General features: G+C 54.1%; 16 protein-coding genes. 5 read left to right on the plus strand and 11 right to left on the minus strand.

The features are described 5' to 3' along the window. Window positions 1–406: 406 nt before the first annotated feature. Window positions 407–2689, plus strand: coding sequence for a mechanosensitive ion channel family protein (locus C1J03_RS00750; RefSeq protein WP_114882725.1), 2283 nt, complete (start codon window positions 407–409; stop codon window positions 2687–2689). Between the two features lie 456 nt (window positions 2690–3145). On the opposite strand, the gene C1J03_RS25185 is transcribed toward C1J03_RS00750, so the two are convergent. After that, the gene (locus tag C1J03_RS25185) at window positions 3146–3349 is read right to left on the minus strand and encodes a hypothetical protein (RefSeq protein WP_162798419.1); all 204 of its coding nucleotides are present in this window, start codon (window positions 3347–3349) and stop codon (window positions 3146–3148) included. A gap of 150 nt (window positions 3350–3499) precedes the next feature. On the opposite strand from C1J03_RS25185, the gene C1J03_RS25190 reads away from it, so the two are divergent. Together C1J03_RS25190 and C1J03_RS26020 are read left to right on the plus strand one after the other, a co-directional pair. Beyond that, window positions 3500–3955 carry a hypothetical protein gene (locus tag C1J03_RS25190; protein WP_162798420.1) on the plus strand — a complete coding sequence of 152 codons (456 nt, stop codon included), beginning with the start codon at window positions 3500–3502 and terminating at the stop codon, window positions 3953–3955. Window positions 3956–3970: 15 nt separating this feature from the next. Then, window positions 3971–4234 carry a DUF1214 domain-containing protein gene (locus tag C1J03_RS26020; RefSeq protein ID WP_114882731.1) on the plus strand — a complete coding sequence of 88 codons (264 nt, stop codon included), beginning with the start codon at window positions 3971–3973 and terminating at the stop codon, window positions 4232–4234. 196 nt (window positions 4235–4430) lie between these two features. Here the strand turns inward: C1J03_RS26020 and C1J03_RS00770 are convergent, their stop codons facing one another. From C1J03_RS00770 to C1J03_RS00815, 10 genes are all read right to left on the minus strand, one after another. Next, window positions 4431–6359, minus strand: coding sequence for a beta-galactosidase (locus tag C1J03_RS00770; RefSeq protein ID WP_114882733.1), 1929 nt, complete (start codon window positions 6357–6359; stop codon window positions 4431–4433). Next, window positions 6356–7186: an SMP-30/gluconolactonase/LRE family protein gene (locus C1J03_RS00775; RefSeq protein ID WP_114882735.1), complete on the minus strand. Its 831-nt coding sequence runs from the start codon at window positions 7184–7186 to the stop codon at window positions 6356–6358. The genes C1J03_RS00770 and C1J03_RS00775 overlap by 4 nt, the downstream gene beginning before the upstream one ends. Further along, the gene (locus C1J03_RS00780) at window positions 7183–7794 is read right to left on the minus strand and encodes a 2-dehydro-3-deoxy-6-phosphogalactonate aldolase (protein ID WP_114882737.1); all 612 of its coding nucleotides are present in this window, start codon (window positions 7792–7794) and stop codon (window positions 7183–7185) included. Before C1J03_RS00780 ends, C1J03_RS00775 begins: the two co-directional genes overlap by 4 nt. 3 nt (window positions 7795–7797) lie before the next feature. Continuing rightward, entirely contained in the window at window positions 7798–8697 is a 900-nt protein-coding gene (locus tag C1J03_RS00785; protein WP_114882739.1) for a 2-dehydro-3-deoxygalactonokinase, read from the minus strand. Continuing rightward, window positions 8694–9464: an SDR family NAD(P)-dependent oxidoreductase gene (locus tag C1J03_RS00790; RefSeq protein ID WP_162798421.1), complete on the minus strand. Its 771-nt coding sequence runs from the start codon at window positions 9462–9464 to the stop codon at window positions 8694–8696. Before C1J03_RS00790 ends, C1J03_RS00785 begins: the two co-directional genes overlap by 4 nt. Beyond that, entirely contained in the window at window positions 9464–11176 is a 1713-nt protein-coding gene (locus C1J03_RS00795) for an IlvD/Edd family dehydratase (RefSeq protein WP_114882741.1), read from the minus strand. Before C1J03_RS00795 ends, C1J03_RS00790 begins: the two co-directional genes overlap by 1 nt. Next, window positions 11173–13257 carry an alpha-galactosidase gene (locus C1J03_RS00800; RefSeq protein ID WP_114882743.1) on the minus strand — a complete coding sequence of 695 codons (2085 nt, stop codon included), beginning with the start codon at window positions 13255–13257 and terminating at the stop codon, window positions 11173–11175. Before C1J03_RS00800 ends, C1J03_RS00795 begins: the two co-directional genes overlap by 4 nt. After that, complete coding sequence (locus C1J03_RS00805) at window positions 13254–14102, minus strand: carbohydrate ABC transporter permease (protein ID WP_114882745.1); 849 nt, start codon at window positions 14100–14102, stop codon at window positions 13254–13256. Before C1J03_RS00805 ends, C1J03_RS00800 begins: the two co-directional genes overlap by 4 nt. A gap of 1 nt (window position 14103) precedes the next feature. Then, the gene (locus C1J03_RS00810) at window positions 14104–15027 is read right to left on the minus strand and encodes a carbohydrate ABC transporter permease (protein WP_114882747.1); all 924 of its coding nucleotides are present in this window, start codon (window positions 15025–15027) and stop codon (window positions 14104–14106) included. 101 nt (window positions 15028–15128) lie between these two features. Then, complete coding sequence (locus tag C1J03_RS00815; protein WP_174234427.1) at window positions 15129–16397, minus strand: ABC transporter substrate-binding protein; 1269 nt, start codon at window positions 16395–16397, stop codon at window positions 15129–15131. A gap of 166 nt (window positions 16398–16563) precedes the next feature. On the opposite strand from C1J03_RS00815, the gene C1J03_RS00820 reads away from it, so the two are divergent. Both C1J03_RS00820 and C1J03_RS00825 read left to right on the plus strand, forming a co-directional pair. Next, on the plus strand, window positions 16564–17349 hold the full coding sequence (locus tag C1J03_RS00820) for an IclR family transcriptional regulator (protein WP_114882750.1): 786 nt from the start codon (window positions 16564–16566) through the stop codon (window positions 17347–17349). A 36-nt stretch (window positions 17350–17385) separates the two neighbouring features. Then, the gene (locus tag C1J03_RS00825; protein ID WP_114882753.1) at window positions 17386–18447 is read left to right on the plus strand and encodes an ABC transporter ATP-binding protein; all 1062 of its coding nucleotides are present in this window, start codon (window positions 17386–17388) and stop codon (window positions 18445–18447) included. Window position 18448 lies beyond the last annotated feature (1 nt).

The following is an 18448-nucleotide window of genomic DNA, read 5'->3' on the forward strand; positions in this document are numbered from 1 at the left end:
TTGCTGAAACAAGCCGAAGCTCCCTAATCGAGTATGATGGGCCATGGGTCCCTGCCATAGACATCACCTTATCCGTCACTTTGCGTTACTCGGGTTCGTAAAAGGGTGACCATTGCGAAGAACAGTGATTTTACATCCCGGATGAGTGCAGTTGATGCGTACGATCAGGCGCGTGGGGCGTACCATAATTAACAATTAGTGCGGGGGGCGAAGTCACTGAAGAGTTGAAGTGAGCGCAATAACGCGCTTTTGCAAAAAAGAGGAGAAGCAAGTCTAGACCAGAAACAGTGCCTAAGGCGCTAAATTCAAAATGCAAATCACACAGATCAGTTGAAATATATTCGAAAAAAAGGGTAGAAAACAAAGAGGAAGTTCTTTGCCCTTCCAATTCATACAGGAAATAAAAATGCGAAATCGCGTCACGCTGCTCTTAGCCACACTGTCATTGTTGTTTTGCACAACAGTCGGCGCAACAGCGCAGGTGATGCTTGGAAGCGAAGGCGGGGCTCAGGTTGGAACCACCGTGCCTGATTTGCCCACTCCTTTGACACCGGAAACCGTGCGGGAGATGGTATCCCTGATGTCAGAAGAGCAAGTGCGACTGATGTTGCTTGGTCGGTTGGACGCAGTTGCCGAGGCTGAGGCCGAGGTAAGGGTTGTGACGCCTTCTATTATTGACGTGATTTCCGACACCTGGACGGCTTTCTACACGCCAGGTCTTAATGCAATTACGAGTTTGCCGAACCTAGTGAGCCGACAGATTGAAGCCTTCTCTAACTTCGCAACTGCTTTTGGTCTCAATGGCATGCTGAGTATGTTCGCCATTGTGGCCGCCGCGATGGTTGTAGGATATGGCGCTGAACGGTTGTTGACCCAACTCTTTCAACGCTGGCGCAAGTCGCCGACCGCTCCGGAATCCGATACTCTTTTGGGGACTTTGAAATTTCTGGCTCTCAGATTGTGGCGTGAAATCCTTGGGATCATAATTTTCTATACTGTTATCCGAGCGATTGGGGCATCATTCTTGACGGCCGAACAGGCGGCAGTCGCCGCACCTGCCGTAAAATATCTGGTCTTATTCCCACGTATTGTCGCGGCACTGTCACGGTTTGTACTTGCGCCTGAAAAACCGCAGTTTCGCTTGCTGAGCGTCAGTGATCACTGGGCTAAATACCTTCATCGTAATGTGATCGGGCTAACGCTGCTCGGAGGTTTCCCACTCTTTATCGTTGGCTTTAACGTGCGATTTGGAATTGCTCTCGGAGAGACCAGTCTCGGCCTTTGGCTTACCTATGCGTTGTTCCTTTATGTCATCGTGATTGCGTGGACAGCGCGCGATGGTCTTACGCAGATGATGCGCGGAAACGACCCAGACAGCACAGATTTCGACGAGCAGATGGCGCGCTACTATCCCCATTTCATGATTGCGGTGTCAGTCGCTGTATGGGCCGTAACCAACATCATTATAGGCAAAGGCCAAGGCTTCATGCTTTTGAATGCGCCGCATTACACCACGATGTTCTGGTTGCTCAGCGCTCCTTTGATCGACACCGCAAACCGCGGTCTTGTGAAGCATCTGCAACCTCCGATGATTGGCGATGGTCCGATCGCAGAACAGGCCTATAAATCGAACAAGCGCAGTATGATCCGGATCGGCCGAGTTCTGGCATTTGGCTTGATTGTGCTGATCATAGCGGGGACGTGGAATATCGACCTTGCCAATATTGGCTCGTCAGGTGTGGGCGCGCAATTTGCCGGCAATCTGATCGAGTTCCTTGTTATCTGTGCGGTTGGCTACATCGTTTATGAAATGATGTCGCTCTGGGTTAACAGACGACTAGCGCGCGAGCAGTCGGTTGGTGTGACGTCGGATCAGGCTGGTGGCGATGGCGGCGGCGCGGGCGGATCGCGGCTTGCGACTGTGTTGCCGATGGTGCTGATTGCAGCGCAGATGGCCATTGGCACGATCTTTGGCTTGTTGGCCATAGGGAGCCTTGGCATCGACACCACGCCGCTTTTGGCAGGTGCTGGTATCCTCGGATTGGCAATTGGTTTCGGTGCACAAAAACTGGTGACGGACATCGTGTCTGGAGTATTCTTCTTGATCGATGACGCTTTTCGTATCGGCGAATACATCGACGTTGGCGGAACGATGGGTGCGGTCGAAAAGATCTCTATCCGGTCGATGCAAATGCGCCATCACCGCGGCAATGTGCACACCATTCCTTATGGTGGTATCGAAAAGGTCACGAACTTTAGCCGTGACTGGGTCATCATGAAACTGATGTTCACGGTTCCGTTTGATACCGATCCGAACAAGGTCAAAAAGATCTTTAAGAAGATCGGCGCTGAGATGCTGGAAGACCCGCTCTTCAAGGAAGATTTCCTAGAGCCGTTCAAAAGCCAGGGCGTATTCCAGTTCGATGATGTTGGTATCGTTATGCGCGGCAAGTTCATGGCGAAGCCGGGTACGCAGTTCACCATCCGCAAGGAAATCTACAACCGTGTGCGCAAAGAGTTCGAGGCAAATGGGATCGAATTCGCACGTCGCGAAGTACGGGTCGCCATACCGGGCATGGAAGATCACGATGATCTGAATGTGGAACAGCGTGCTACCATCCAAGGGGCGGCAAGCGGTGCGGTTCAACAGCAGCTGGTTGAAGAAGCAGCAAATGCAGAAAAGAAATAGCTGTAATGCTTGGTGTGTTTTTCAAATGAAGACAGAGCGCTAATCTTCACCACATAAGTTGGCACACACTGGTGTGACGCGACTTCATGTTCGTGTTTACGGGTTTTCTGCTATGGGGGGACGCTATGGAATTTCTTATGGTTCTATCTGCAGTGCTGATTTCAAACGTGGCAATGGCACAGAATTTGGAACGCGAAACCTACGGTGTTACGGGGTCGAAATGATCAACGGCATTCCAACCGGAGTCATTTGAGAAACTCTTCGAGGCGATGGACTATTACGGCGGGGTGCTACACCTATCTATGGTCGATGCCTGCCATGGACCTCAAAGGTTGGGAAAACGCGAACATAGACATGGGAGCGCATCCCAGTCTGGACGGTCAGATTTCACTTTATCATGGTTATGATGAAGCGTCCGGAATTCTAACTCCGAATACGCGGGTAACTTATGTGATTTCATTCGTAGATACGAATGTGCACGGCCCGGCTGTCTGGGTTATTCCGGCCGGCGCAACCGCCGGATATGTAGGGGATCAGTGGTAGCGGCCAATCCTCGACACCAGAGTGACAGGCGGCGACAAAGGTGAGGGCCTCAAGCTGCTGATCGTCGGCTCGCAGCAAAAGGTCCCGGCGCATGATGGCTCCTATAAAGTTGTACATTCTCCCACCAACGTAGTGTGGTTGGGTACCCGTAATCTGACTCCACCTGGCAAGGACCACGAAAGAATAAATGCGGAATTCGACTCTTACCCGTTCCTGAAGCCAGAACTTGCACAACGCGAAAAACTGGGGAAATCCAATGACGTATTCATGCAAGCGCAGCTATATGGCATGGCGTTTTGGGAGAACCTGAACACAATCGTCCAACGCGAAAAGATGCAGGATCGCGACGTGTTCTTTCACGCCATTCTTAAGAATCTTGGTATCGAAAAAGGTAAACCGTTCGCGCCCACGGCCAAACAAGAAGAGCTCCTGATCAAAGCGGAGCGGGTTGGTTACCTCATGGCGATAAATAATACCTTCAAAACGCGATTTGAAGACGCGGGTTTTTACGAAGGCCGGCGTTGGTATGTGGCTCTGATCAATTCGCCTGATCAAATTCAAACGACGTATGGTGAGCTCTTCGAACGCGCGTCTTGGTTCCACGAAGCGATTGGGTCCACTTATGCAGTGAAGCTGGATGCACCGGGACGTGGGTCCGTTTGTCTCGGTCAGTACGAAGATGCTAATGGGCACGGCTTTGACGGCGTGAGCACCCCTACGTAGAAAGTCCCTGCTGATGTGCCCGCCAGTCAATTCTGGGCACTTACGGTTTACAATAGTCACAAGCGGACAATTATCCAGAACTCGCAACGCAACGCGGGAGTCAATTCATCCAACGAGATTGTCACGAATTCGGACGGAACCACTACGCTCTACATCGGCCCAGAGGCTCCCGAAGGCATGAAAAGCAATTGGATACAGACGGAAGAATGGCAGGATTGGTTCACCTACTTTCGGCTATACGACCCGGAAGCAGCATTTTTTGACAGTCTTGGGTGCTGAATCACTTCGAAAAGAGTGAGTGAGGTTCTGGTACCGGATTATTGGGGTCGTTGGCCCAATCCAACGGCGGCTTCGTCCTGCTTTCCGGTCTTCGCGCCGTTCTCGCAGGGATAAGTTAGACGGCCCTGAGTCTATCGCCTCAACAGGCTGCTCAAAGTCACCATGCGGTTGTGGTTTGTATTCTGCTTGGAACGATTTAGAGGGTTTCGCGTAGGACCGAGATGGGTGGCAATGTTACGCCTCCAATCTTGTGAGACGTTGTATCATAGTTGAACCAAAACCGCTCTGAGCCAGTGTCACGACAACGCACACCCGACGGCAAATCATGAATCTTGAGGCCAGCTTGCGTGCAGAGCGCGCCGAATATACGCCGCGCCGCCGCGTGATCAGGCCAGCCTGCAAGGTAGTGCAAATTCCCTTCGCGCATGAGAGCAGGCGCGCCATTTTCGTCCTGTTCTATCACCTCAGCATTGCCCTCAATATGTTCCCGGTAGCCGATGAAATTACCACCGTTCTGCAGTGATATCGGGCTGTCTGGCCGCAGGCTTTCAACGAATGAGACTGTCACATCCAAACCGGAAATGGCTGGCGGCAGCGGGACTGGAATGAGCATATCGGGCCCTCGCGCTCCACTGCGTGGGCCAAGAACACAAGCAGCATCGCTGGCCGCCAACGCGTTTTTCAATCCGCTGCTCATTTCCATCAGACCGGGGGCAAGCACCAGTTTGTAGCCGCTAAAATCGGTCGTTTCCGCAGGCAGAATATCAACCGAAAGGCCAAGGCTGCGCAGCGCTCGGTAGAAATCAAAGGTTAGCCCAAAATAGCTGAGCCCCTCACCGTGAGGCTGTACCGTCCAAGCAAAATCCGCACGGTAGTCAAAGATCAACGCAACGGGAGCTTGCCCGGGTGCGACATCGGGCGCATCTGCAATCTCATCTGCAACCTGCCGGGCTTCGGCAAGTGCAGGGGCGTCTGCGCTGTCAGGTCGCAATAGCCCGGCGTGCAACTGCTCTTGAGCAAAGGGGGCTTGGCGCCAGCGGAAATAGCAAACGGCCTCTGCCCCATGCGCAAAGGCTTCCCAAGTCCATAGACGCACCATGCCGGGCAATGGCGCTGGATTATAGGGTGCCCAATTGACCGGGCCGGGTTGCTGCTCAATGACCCACCAACGTCCATGCCCAACGGCGCGGTACAGGTCATGATGAAAGGCTTGAAAATCTGGATCACCTTGGCGCGCGTATTTCTTTTGCTGCTCAGGCGATGCGCCTACTCGGTCTTCCAAAAAGCCAAGCGGGTAGCTGTCCCAACTGGCGAAATCGAGGTCTGCTCCAACGGCGAAGTGATCAAAATCAGTGGTTCGGCCCATGTAGTTATGGGTGATCGGCATGTCAGAATGGTCGCGAATGATATCAACCTGCATCCGATTGAATGCTACGACTTGATCAGAGCTAAATTGCCGAAAGGCCAAGGCATGTGCTGGATTAGGCTCTGTAACGGTGAGGTTGGGGAGGCCGATTTGGCCGAAATCATCGTAATCCATTGCCCAAAACACGTTACCCCACGCCGTGTTCAACGCATCGATATCACCGTTATTTCCTTGCCCCGGATAGCGCGCGCGAAGCCAACCTTGAAAGGCCTCACGAGAAGCATCGCTATACGACAGAGTGGTGTCATGGCAGCTGTATTCATTGTCTGTTTGCCATGCTGCTACGTGGGGGTTGTTGCCATATCTCTTTGCCAATTTGCCAACAATCTGCGCTGCTTCATCGCGAAAACCGGAGTGGCTAAAGCAGTAATGCCGGCGTGAGCCGAAGCCACGCTGGTTCCCTTGGGCATCGACGGCGAGCATATCGGGGTGCTTGTCCAAGACCCAGCGCGGCGGGGTCGCGGTGGGCGTACCAAGAACAACCTTCAAACCCGCATTGCCCAACACGGCAATTGCGTCGTCTAGCCATTCAAACTGGTAGTCCCCAGCGCGAGGTTCCAGCCGCGACCACGCGAACTCGCCAATCCGCACCCATGTCAGGCCGGCTGCGACCATCCGCGCGGCGTCGTCTTCCCAGATTTCGCGGGGCCAGTGCTCAGGATAATAACAAGTGCCAAGGCTGCGCTTTAGTGTGCTCATATCGTGACCCTGTGTTCGGCCTGTCCAATGGAGGGAACCTCTTGGCTGTAGGTCAGTCCTTCGGCCGGTCCATTCAATCCAATGGCAGCAGTGGTAACATAAAGCGTACGCAGATCCTTACCGCCAAACGCAGGACAGCTGGCTTGTTTTCCGGGCACTGCAATACTGCTCATAAATGTTCCGTCTGGCGCGTATTGTGCAACGCGCGCAGCACCCCATTGTGCGACCCAAAGACACCCCTTTGTATCAACGACAGCGCCGTCGGGATTTAGCTCTTCGTCGTTTAGATCAATTAGAACTTCAGGACGTTCTTTGGGCCAGCCTTCGCTATCTAAGCTTTGGCGCATGATCTGGCGCGTGACCGTATCGCTGAAATACGCAGTGCTGCGATCTGGCGCAAAGCAGATAGAGTTTGAAATCGTAATCCCATCAAACATCTGCTCAAGCGTGCCACCGTACCAACGGTAAATAGCTCCAGCCCCTGCTTCAGAATTTTTTCCCATCGTCCCAACCCAGAAACCCCCAAAAGGATCTGCGCGCCCATCGTTGGATCGATTTCCGGGCTTATCTGCTTCAAACGGACTCACGACGGTTTGCACGGCGGTTTCCAGATCAAACTGAAACAACTTGCTTTCTGACGCGATTAATAGCGTGTCTTTATCCAGCCAACCTGCTGCGGAAACATGCTCGTTGAACTGCCAAACCTTTTCATTGCTGTGCAGCCGTTTACCCAAAATATCGAACCAAAAGAGCTCATTTCGCAAGGGATGCCACAGTGGCCCTTCCCCAAGTTTGCACGGCGTGGAATTAAAGATCGTAGCTGTCATGCTGTGCCTGTAAGGGCGTCATAAGCCGCAACGATAGCGCCTGCACGGCGACTGACTTCTTCGACGGAAAATCCCGGCTTATAAAGCCCACTGCCGATGCCAAAGCCTGTGGCCCCCGCGTCGATCCACTTTTGGAACGTATCAGGTGCCGCGCCACCTACAGCATAGGTTTCGACCTCGGGCGGAAGCACTGCTTTGAGCGCCTGAAGCCCAGCCGGGCCGATCAAATTGCCAGGGAAAAACTTCAACCCATCTGCGCCGTGGCGCAGGGCGGTAAACGCCTCCGTTGGGGTCATTACGCCGGGAAAAGATTGCATGCCTGCGGCCTTGGTCGCAGCAATAATCTCTGGATTGCAATCTGGCGATACAATCAACGCACCACCGGCAGCTGCGACCGCGGCCACCTGTTCAACGCTTAACACAGTACCTGCACCAACCAGCGCCTGTCCCTTGAGCCTCTGCGCAAGCCGGCCAATTGAGGTAACAGCGTCCGGTGAATTTAGCGGCACTTCAATCCGGGTGATACCGCAGGAAACCAGTTCGGCTCCGATATTTTCGACTTCGTCTGGGGTGATACCCCGCAGGATTGCAATCAGAGGGCGGCTCATCAGTTATATCTCCTTGAGTGTCTTATGGGCGCTGCATAGGCCCGCAAGGGTCATCGCGTCAGCGTCCAACATTTGGGCGACCACACCTTGGCCTGCAAGGGCGGCGGCATAGCGACTGGCGAGCGTGTCATTCCCGATCAAAGCCACAGCTTGCCCCAGCCAATAGGGGCGAGCAGCGGCCAGCTCCAAGCCGATCAGCAACCCTGACAGGCGCGCTCGAGCTGAATCTGAGGACAACCCATTCAACAAACCCTCAGCGCGCAGTGAGAAGAGATCAGACCCCAGCGATTGGGGCCGCGAGATCATATCATCGACAGCCGCACTGAATGCGGCATCGTCCCAACCGTCGCCCGCCATCCCATGCCGCAGAACGGAGTTTTTCGACAAAAGCGCAAACATCTCGCCGGTCATAAAAGTGCGAAAGCTCACAACTTCGCCCGCGCTGATATGTGCCCATTTTGAATGGGTGCCAGGCAAGCAAAGTACACCATCGAAGTTAGGGTGCGCTGCAAGGTAACCTGCGATTTGGGTTTCTTCACCGCGCATGACATCAGCGGGCTTGGCCTGCGACATGCCAGGAAGAATGCGAACATCAAGCCGCGGATCTTGCGCCACAAGACGGGCTGCGCCGCGTGCATTGGGGGGCGAGCCGGGGACCTTTGCATAAGGAGCCTCGATCCATCCTTGCCGGGCACCGACCATGCCACAGCAGATCACGGGCGTTGGCGCATCACCCAAATGCGGGCTGATCAGCTTCAAGAGCGCTGGTTCAAATCCATCGTGATCCAGCGAACCCATGCCATCTGTTGAGGACAAGCTATGCGCTGGCGTGTTCTCACCCTCAAAAATCCAGGCACGTAGATGGGTGGTGCCCCAATCAACGGCAATCCATTCAGCACTCATCCGGTGGTCACCACACCGCCGTCAACGACCATGACCTGACCCGTCATCATCTTGCTGGCCGAAGATGCCATAAAGAGAGTTGTTCCGACGATGTCTTCTGGGCTGAGCATGTCCTTGAGGCACTGCCGCTCCAAATGTGCAGTGAGTCCCTCAGGCGTCGCCCATTTTTCCTTTTGCCTATCCGTCAACACCCATCCCGGTGCCAAAGCGTTCACCCGGATGCGGTCTGGTCCAAACTCGCGCGCAAGCGAACGTGTCATGCCAGTGATCCCGGCATTGGCTGTCGTGTAAGACGGATAGCCGGCGTTCCCCATCATATAGCTGACCGAGGAAAAGTTGATGATAGCGCCACCACCGCTTTGACGCATGTCATCGATCACAGCCTGACAGGCAAAGAAATAGGCCTTGAGGTTGATCGCCTGTGACCAATCCCAGAACTCTTCGGTGGTCGATAATGTTTCGTGACGCTGATCGTTGGCAGCATTGTTGACAAGAACAGTGACCGGGCCGTGCGCCTCTGCTGCCTGTCCAATGGCCGCTTTCAACGCGTTCATGTCAGTTATGTCGCAAGCAATGAACACAGGACGGTTGCCATGCTTGGCTTCCATCTCGTCACAAAATGCAGTTGAGTCTGAGCGTTGGACAAAGGCGACCTTTGCCCCTTGCATCAAGAATCCTTCGGTCAAAAACGCACCAATGCCAGAGCCGCCACCGGTGATAAATACGCTCGCACCTTTGAGGTCCGAAAAGCTACAGTTCATATCCATCAGTGGCTCTCCCGCGTGACCGGGCGGGTGTCTTTACCTACCAAGAAGTCAAGGTCAGCGCCCTGATCGGCCTGCAAGACATGATCCACATACATCTTTGCGTAACCGCGTGTGTAATGGGGTGGGTCGGGCTCCCACGCAGCGCGGCGTACTTCAAGCTCAGCCTCATCCACCAGCAACTCCAGCAAACCTTCACTTGCCGAAATACGGATGCGGTCTCCTGTTTTTACCAAGGCAAGTGTGCCGCCGTCCTGCGCCTCGGGCGATACATGCAAGATCACCGTGCCATAAGCAGTGCCCGACATCCGCGCATCGGAAACCCGCACCATATCGCGCACGCCTTGCTTAACCAGCTTGCCGGGGATTGGCATATTTCCGACCTCAGGCATGCCGGGATACCCCTTTGGGCCGCAGCCCTTGAGCACCAGAATAGTGTCGGCGGTCACTGGCAAATCTTCACGGTCGATATTGGCTTTTAGATCCTCGATGGTTTCAAAAACAAACGCCTCGGCTTCATGCTCCAACAATGCTTCGGTAGCAGCAGAGGGTTTTACGATGGCCCCGCGCGGAGCCAAATTACCACGCAAGACACGCAAACCGGCGGCGGGTTTCAAAGGCGCATCAAATGCATGAATCACATCGCGGTTCCAACATTCCGCACCCTTGCCGTAGGCAGAGATATCGCCACCCAAGACGGTTTTTGCAGGCCGCATCAGATGCGCCAACTCTGACAGGATGACCGGCATTCCGCCCGCATAACAGAAGTCTTCCATCAGATATTTGCCCGACGGCATGCAGTTTACGAGCAGCGGTACGTTGTTGCCGATTTCGAAATCATTAAGAGTTAGATCAATTCCGACGCGCCCTGCCAACGCCAGCAAATGCACAACTGCATTGGTCGAACCGCCGACTGCAGCATTCGCAAGGATCGCATTTTCAAAGCTCTCGCGCGTCATGATATCCGATGGCTTCAAATCTTCCTCGACCATCTCAACAATGCGCTTACCGGTCACATGGGCCAGCGCCATGCGCCGCGCGTCAACTGCAGGTAGGGCGGCATTTGTTGGCAGCGACATCCCCATTGCTTCCACAATCGACGCCATGGTCGATGCAGTGCCCATCGTCATGCAAACACCTTTGCTTCTCGACATGCCGGACTCTGCGGCCATGAAATCCTGCAAGGTCATCTCACCTGCGCGGACTGCCTCGGAGAATTTCCAAACGTCGGTACCGGACCCGATATCCTGACCTTGCCACTTGCCATTCAGCATCGGCCCGGAAGACACCACGATGCTTGGCAGATCGACTGAAGCTGCCCCCATCAACTGACCGGGCGTGGTCTTGTCACACCCGCCCAACAGGACAACGCCGTCGATACCGTAGGCACGAATGCTCTCTTCGACGTCCATCGCCAACAGATTGCGAAACAACATCGCAGTCGGTTTCATCTGCGTTTCACCGAGGCTCATCACAGGGAATTCAACTGGGAAGCCACCTGCTTCCCAGACGCCGCGTTTTACGCCTTCGGCCAGATCGCGCAGGCCAGAGTTACAAGGCGTGAGTTCCGACCATGTGTTGCAGATGCCAATCACGGGACGTCCATCAAAGGCATGATCAGGGAACCCTTGGTTTTTCATCCACGAGCGGTGAATAAAACCGTCCTTGTCATTCTTGCCATACCAAGCGCGATTGCGGCGGGGTTTTTCAGTCATAGCCGAGTTCCTTCAATCACCCACATTGTCTCTGGAAAAGACCAGGGCAGGGTCAGCCCATGGTTCATTAGATAGCCGCCAGTGACGTCCATCTCTTTGGTCTTTAGCAGGGGATTGCCGCGCGACAAATTAGGCGCGGCGATCCGGTTAATTAGGTTGATGCGGTACATTGCGTCTGGCTGCAAGCGGGTCAGTTGCAAGGGCCGCGGCGAAATCTGCGGAGACGTGCGCGCCTTGCCAGCAAAGACCACAAACTGGCTGTCATCTTGCGCTTGTTGCTGTTCCGCGACAACCGCCGGATCTGGGCTGTCGAGGCGCAGAATATCGGCACGTTCCATCCAAGCGCGGTTGTGTTTCCACCATGTTGTGACCTCGGTCAAAACGCGCGTTTCTTCTTTTGATAGCTCGCGCGGGTCCATTTCAAAACCCATATGCCGTTGTGCGGCGACCCAAGCGCGAAAATGTAAATCAAGCGTGCGGCCCGAGGTGTGACATTGACGTGGGCCGACATGACTGCCGATCACAACCATCGGAAGGAAAATCGCCGCGTTGTGCTGCATTTGCAAACGCTCCAACGCGTCGTTGCTATCAGAAAGCCAGACACGGTGCGTGCGGCTGAGAATGCCAAAGTCAATCCGCCCACCGCCCGACGCACAGCTTTCAATCTCAACTTTAGGGAAGGCCATCCGCACCTTATCAAGTAACGCATAGGATCCGCGGGTTTGAGCCGCATCCGGCAAGGGGAGCACTCGATTATGGTCCCATTTGATATAGTCAATCGCGTGGTTTTGCAGCACGTCACTAATGCGTTCAAACAGGTAATCGCGCACTTCGGGATTGGCCATATCCAGTACTTTTTGCTGGCGACCCAAAATCTGATCATCAGCCCCTGTCGCCCAGTCAGGATGGGCGCGATAAATCTCTGAATCTGGGTTGATCATCTCTGGCTCAAACCAGATGCCAAAGGACATACCCAGATCGTTTACATGCGCGATTAACGGGTTCAGCCCTTGCGGATACTTGCGCGGATCAACCACCCAATCTGCCAAAGATTGCTCGTCATTGTCGCGATTGCCAAACCAGCCATCATCCAACACGAAACGCTCAGCGCCTAGATCAGAGGCACGGGTGGCAAGGTCTTGAAGTACGGTCAGGTCGTGATCGAAATAGACTGCTTCCCAAGAGTTGTAATGCACCGGCCGCGGGCGCGCGGGATCGGGCCAGCTGACGATCTTATCTCGCAGATGGCGCTGGAATGAGACTGCGCAGCCGTTGATGCCACTGTCAGAAAACACTGCATAAAGGGGCGAAGTTTCAAACCTTTTGTGCGTTGCGTGTTCTATCTGACTGGCGTGACCAAACTGAATTTGGCGTCGGCCATCGGGTAGTTCCTCAGCGATCATCTTGTGCCCACCGGACCAGCCGTAGTGAAATCCGTATACATGGCCATGCGTATTGCCAGCACCGCGACAGGGAACCAACAGGCCGGGGAAATGTTCATGCCCGGTCCGGCCAGTTCGGTTTTCGCGCGACCTGATGCCCGCACTCCATGCAGTGCGGTTCATCTGAAATTCGCCGCACCAGCGGCCAGAAAAATCGATGATCTCGTCGCTTAGTTGGGGGCCGGGGAGTACAGGTGCCGCAAGCCAATGCAGGTGCACTGCAGCGTCGGCCTCCAACACTGCTTTGGTAACATTCATATGCGTTTGAGGATCCAACGCGAAATGCGCGATATAGCGAAGCCCGTTGGCAACGTCTGTATAATGCAGCACGAGGCTACCCTCAGCCTCATCGGCTTTGGCAAATTGAAAGCGCGGCAAAATCGGCGCTCCTGTCGTATCGTGGATCACCATGCCGGGTTGACCAGGAAAGCTGCGCGTTGCCTCGGGACAAATCGACAGGTCCGGGTTTTCGTCCAGCATACCGCCTGTCACATCGATCTTACCTGCACGCACGAGTGTCGTCAGGTTTTCGTCGTCAGACAGGCGAGGTCCCCAATATACGACCTCAGCCAAACGTCCTTCTTGGGCCCCCAGCACAATCGTCTGGCGGGCATCATCTAGCCGCCAGCTTTGTGTCATTTTACGGCCCCCAAGGTCAGGCCAGCAATAAAGTGCTTTTGCATCGCAAAGAACATCAGCACTGGAGGCAGTGCTGCCACGATGGATCCGGCGCTCATCAGGTGGTAAGCCGCCCGGTATTGCGCGTTAAAGCTGGTGATCCCCGCAGTTACAGGTTGGCTTTCGGGCCCTTGGGTCAAGACAACGGCCCAGAAGTAGTCGTTCCAAATGAACGTAAAGATTAGCACTGACAGGGCAGCAATCGCGGGCTTCATCAGTGGGATCACAACGTACCAGAAGATGCGCCATTCTGCGACACCCTCAACGCGCGCCGCTTCGATCAACTCGACCGGCAGCGTTCGAATAAAGTTGCGCATGAACAGGGTGCAAAAACCGGTTTGAAAAGCGATGTGAAACAGCACTAACCCTGTCTTAGTATTATACAGCCCCATGCCAAGTGTCAGGTCTCGGACCGGGACCATCAGGATTTGGAACGGTACAAAGTTACCGGCGACGAACATGAAGAAAATCCAAATGTTCGATTTGAAGTTGTAGATTCCCAAAGCGAACCCAGCTAGGCAAGACAACGCCACCGCCCCTATGACTGTGGGGATCGCAATTAGTACAGAGTTTAACATGTAGCGCGGCATGTCTGAGTTGAAAAAGACTTGGCTGTAATTGTTCACCATCTCGAACGAGCCTGGCATGCCCCAGTAGTTGCCTTGGGTAAAATCAGACGCGGGCTTGACGGAAAAAACGGCGACCGCAATCAGTGGCAGCAACCATAGGATCAATGCGACAGGCAACAACGACTGATAGGTCAGCTGATGAGAACGGTCCATTTTTTCAATAGGGGTGGGAAACATATCAGCGCCCTTTCTCTTCAGTCCACATCGACCACAAGAAGTAGGCGATGAACACGAGCATGATCAGGAACAAAACAACGGCAATGGCGGCACCATAACCCATTCGGAAACCATATTCGCTGAGTGCTTTTTCAAACATATAGAACGACAACACGCGTGTCTGACCGAATGGCCCGCCGTTCGTCATGATCGAGATCAGATCGAATGAACGCAGCGCCCCAACAATCGTAACGACAAACGCGATAAACGTCGCAGGCTTCAGCTGGGGGATGATTATATACCAGAGCATGCGCAACCCTTTGGCGCCATCAAGACGGGCGGCTTCAATCTGTTCGGGATCCACGGCGTTCAAGCCCGTCAGATACAAGATCATGCAATATGCCGTCTGCGGCCAAAGGCCGGCGGCGATGATGCCGTAGGTCGCCCATGTCGGATCGCCCAGCACGTTGATCGGCCCTAATCCAACCATCCCAATGATGCTGTTTAAAAGCCCTGCATCAGGGAGATAGAACCAAGAGAACACCAGACCCACGACCACTTGCGAGACAACAAAAGGAAAGAAGAAAAGCGATTTATAGATGCGAATGCCACGTACGGATTGATTGAGGAAGATTGCGATGAAAAGTCCGCCGGGGATCGCCAGTAAATAGAACAACAACCATTTGAGATTGTTCCATAGGGACACCTTAAAGGCGTCATCGTCCATGAGTTCGGTGTAGTTATCCGTACCGATGTAAGTCGCTTCACCTAAACCGTCCCAGTCATAGAATGAAATTGTGATGGACTGGTAGATCGGCCAAATGACGTAGACCGCAAAGAAGAAAATTGCAGGGGCAAGAAACAGCCATGGCGTGATGGCAACTTCGTTGCGTTTGTACCAGCTACGTTGTTTGCGGGGTGTATCAGATGTAGCCACATTTGACATCGACGCATCTCCTCGAATGTAGGCAGGGCAAAGTGCGGATGCCAGAGCCGCTGGTCGAAAAGGCCGGGCATCCGAAGGGGACGCCCAGCCTCTTTTTTAGGTTACTTGTTGATCCGAACGCGGACCTTTTCGAGACGCGCAAGGATTTCGTCAAGATTGTCAGGGATAACCATGAACTCTTGCAGACCCTGCATCGCTTCAGCAGCCATTTCCGCAGAGTAATCGCGGTCAAAGAACTGCGCTACGCCACCTGGGCTGTTGGAAGACAACATCGCAAAGCCTTCTTTCAGGAACTTGTCATCATCCACAGATGCTTTCGCGTTCACAGGCAACTGGCCAAGGTTGGCACCGTTGTTGATCTCGGTCTGAACATCAGCTGACACCACAAACCGCAGGAACGCACGTGCGTTGTCTTTGTTCTTTGCATTGGCTGGGATGTGGAACGTATCTGTTGGCGCATCTTCGGCCAGCTCTACATTCGGGTTGATCGACGGGAACTGATAGAAGTCCAGTTGATCATCTGAAAGGCCCGCTTCGCGCAAAGGTGCGACAGCAAAGTTACCCATCAGATAGCTAGCCGCTTCGCCGTTGACCATGAAAGGCAATGCTTCCTGCCAGCTGTAGTTCTGGTGGTTGTCGATGTAGCCACCCATGTCGATCAGCTCGCGCCAGTTGGCGAATGTCTCGCGTACACGGTCGTCTGTCCATTCGATCTCGCCGCGGGCCATTTCCATGTGGAAATCAAAACCGTGGGTCCGCATGTTCAGGTAGTCAAACCAGCCGCCAGCAGTCCAAAGGAACTTGGAGCCGATGGTATAGCACTTGCGACCTGAATCGAGGATCACTTGGCAGTTCGACTTCATCTCATCAAAGTTTGTAGGCTCTGAAAGACCGAGTTCGTCATAGATGTCTTTGCGGTAATAGATGCCCCACTGGTAGTATGTGTAGGGGACGCCCCACTGTTTACCATCGATGGTCATCGCACCTTTTGTCGAAGCTAGGTTCTCTGCGATCTCAGGCTCGGCCCACAGATCAGAGATGTCCTCGAAGAGGCCAGCCGATACGTAAGGTGTCATCCGGTTGGCGGCGTACCATGTCGCCACATCAGGCGCGTCCGCTGTCAGGAAGTTCCGGATTTGCGTCTTGTACGCTTCACGGTCGATGACAGTGGTTTCGATGTTCAGATCTGGGTTTGCTGCGCCGAAGTCTGCGATCATCTTTTCCATCGTCGCGCGCGGCGCTGGGTTTGATGTATCGAGGAAGATCTTAAGATCTCCCGATAGTTTCGCGTGGCCATCTGCAAAAGCAGCGCCCGACAGCATCGTTGTCGCGGCCAGCACGGCTACGAGGGTTTTGGTGCGTTGGAACATGGTTTCCTCCCTTGGTTCCTATGATCGTCCAGCGCTTATGTGCGCCTTGTTATTTGGTTTCAAATAATGAAACTTAATCTCAACTATTGAAAATGATGCGGCAAGTGGCTAAGCTTGTCAACGATAACCTGCGCACAAGACGTTTGGTGTCACTGGGAGGAACAAGATGAACCAGCCTGTAGGCGGCGACGGAACAGTCGGCAAAGCCTTGGATATTCTGGATAGTGTGGCGGCAATTGGCCGGCCTGTGCGCTTTTCTGAATTGCTGGAATCAAGCCCCCATCCCAAGGCGACCTTGTACCGTTTCCTGCAAACGCTGACGAATCAAGGGATGCTTAGCTACGATCCCGATACGCAAAATTACACGCTGGGTTTGCGGTTGGTTCGATTGGCGCACGGCGCTTGGCAGCGCAGTTCACTTGCTCCTATTGCGGCACCAACGCTTGATGCTTTGGCGCTTGAAGTAGGCGAGGCCGTGCACCTCGCTCAGATAGATGCGGGTCACGTGATCTTTGTCGACAAGCGACGCACCACCAGTAACTTTGAAACGATGGCCCAGCCCGGTCGCGTAGCACCTGCGTTCTGCACAGGCGTTGGCAAGGTAATCTTGGCTTATATGTCCGAAGAGCGCCGCACCCGTGCGCTGCGCCAGCAAGCGTTTTTGCCTTATACGCCTCAGTCCCACACCCGCATTGACACCTTGACCGCAGAGCTTGATGTGATCCTCCGCGACGGTGTCGGATTTGATCGCGAAGAGCACGAGCTTGGCATCATCAGCATCGCGGCCCCGATCCTCAACAGCCACTCGCGTGTGATCGGCGCCCTGTCGGTTGTGTCCTCAACGACCCGTCAATCTCTCGACAGCCTTACTGCTTTTCGCCCCGCTTTAACTGCAGCTGCAAAACAGATTGGCCAAGCGGCCGAGAACTGGCAGTTCCCCGCTCAACCCTGACCTATTGACCTGAACCCCTTTAAAGGAGCTTTGCCCATGTCCGGCGTTACCCTCAAACAAGTTGTCAAAAAATACGGCGACGTCGAGGTCATTCACGGCATCGACTTGGAAATCAACGAAGGCGAATTTTGCGTCTTTGTTGGACCTTCGGGATGCGGCAAGTCTACTTTGCTTCGCATGGTTGCCGGGCTTGAAGAAACCACAGACGGGCAGATATCGATCGGCGACCGCGATGTGACGCGGGCCGATGCATCTGATCGGGGGGTGGCAATGGTATTCCAGACCTATGCGCTTTATCCGCACATGACCGTCGAAGAAAACATGGGCTTTGGTCTCAAGATGAACGGCGTGCCCAAGGCCGAGATCGACGAGAAAGTCGGCAAAGCCACTGCGATCCTCAAACTGCAGGATTACCTCAAGCGCAAACCCAAGGCGCTCTCGGGTGGTCAACGCCAACGTGTTGCGATTGGCCGGGCCATCGTGCGCGGACCCGAAGTATTTCTGTTCGACGAACCGCTCTCGAACTTAGATGCTGAGTTGCGCGTTGACATGCGTGTTGAGATCTCGCGGCTGCATGACGAGATCGGCGCGACCATGATCTATGTTACGCATGACCAAGTCGAGGCAATGACCCTTGCTGACAAAATCGTTGTGCTGCGCGCAGGCTACATCGAACAAGTTGGCTCGCCGCTTGAGCTTTACCGTAACCCCGACAACCGGTTTGTTGCTGGCTTTATCGGATCGCCCAGCATGAACTTCATGAACGGTGTGGTGGAAGGTCGTAAGATCCGAGTGCCCGCACTTGATGACAGGTTGATCGAAACAAGCGTGGCCTTGCCCGGTGATGGTGCCAAAGTAATTGTTGGTGTGCGCCCGCAAAACCTTACGGCGGCCAATGGCGACAGCAAAGTGCGCCTCGATATTCGCGAACATCTGGGCGGTGTTTCATACGACTACCTTGTGACACCAACGGGAGAGCGCATCGTGGTCGAGATGAAAGATGACAGTACCCTAACCAAAGAGGCAGGGGTCGTGATCAGCTTTTCAGATGATGACGTGATGGTGTTTGAAGCTGAATCTGAAGCGCGCCTCCGCTAGA

The sequence above is a fragment of the Sulfitobacter sp. SK012 genome (assembly GCF_003352085.1).
In the GTDB taxonomy this organism is placed as follows: Bacteria; Pseudomonadota; Alphaproteobacteria; order Rhodobacterales; family Rhodobacteraceae; genus Sulfitobacter.

Coding starts and splice junctions, on each gene's coding strand:
- C1J03_RS00750 (WP_114882725.1), top strand. CDS start 407: ATGCGAAATCGCGTCACGCTGCTCTTAGCCACACTGTCATTGTTGTTT.
- C1J03_RS25185 (WP_162798419.1), bottom strand. CDS start 3,349: ATGTACAACTTTATAGGAGCCATCATGCGCCGGGACCTTTTGCTGCGA.
- C1J03_RS25190 (WP_162798420.1), top strand. CDS start 3,500: ATGCAAGCGCAGCTATATGGCATGGCGTTTTGGGAGAACCTGAACACA.
- C1J03_RS00770 (WP_114882733.1), bottom strand. CDS start 6,359: ATGAGCACACTAAAGCGCAGCCTTGGCACTTGTTATTATCCTGAGCAC.
- C1J03_RS00775 (WP_114882735.1), bottom strand. CDS start 7,186: ATGACAGCTACGATCTTTAATTCCACGCCGTGCAAACTTGGGGAAGGG.
- C1J03_RS00780 (WP_114882737.1), bottom strand. CDS start 7,794: ATGAGCCGCCCTCTGATTGCAATCCTGCGGGGTATCACCCCAGACGAA.
- C1J03_RS00785 (WP_114882739.1), bottom strand. CDS start 8,697: ATGAGTGCTGAATGGATTGCCGTTGATTGGGGCACCACCCATCTACGT.
- C1J03_RS00790 (WP_162798421.1), bottom strand. CDS start 9,464: ATGGATATGAACTGTAGCTTTTCGGACCTCAAAGGTGCGAGCGTATTT.
- C1J03_RS00795 (WP_114882741.1), bottom strand. CDS start 11,176: ATGACTGAAAAACCCCGCCGCAATCGCGCTTGGTATGGCAAGAATGAC.
- C1J03_RS00800 (WP_114882743.1), bottom strand. CDS start 13,257: ATGACACAAAGCTGGCGGCTAGATGATGCCCGCCAGACGATTGTGCTG.
- C1J03_RS00805 (WP_114882745.1), bottom strand. CDS start 14,102: ATGTTTCCCACCCCTATTGAAAAAATGGACCGTTCTCATCAGCTGACC.
- C1J03_RS00810 (WP_114882747.1), bottom strand. CDS start 15,027: ATGTCAAATGTGGCTACATCTGATACACCCCGCAAACAACGTAGCTGG.
- C1J03_RS00815 (WP_174234427.1), bottom strand. CDS start 16,397: ATGTTCCAACGCACCAAAACCCTCGTAGCCGTGCTGGCCGCGACAACG.
- C1J03_RS00820 (WP_114882750.1), top strand. CDS start 16,564: ATGAACCAGCCTGTAGGCGGCGACGGAACAGTCGGCAAAGCCTTGGAT.
- C1J03_RS00825 (WP_114882753.1), top strand. CDS start 17,386: ATGTCCGGCGTTACCCTCAAACAAGTTGTCAAAAAATACGGCGACGTC.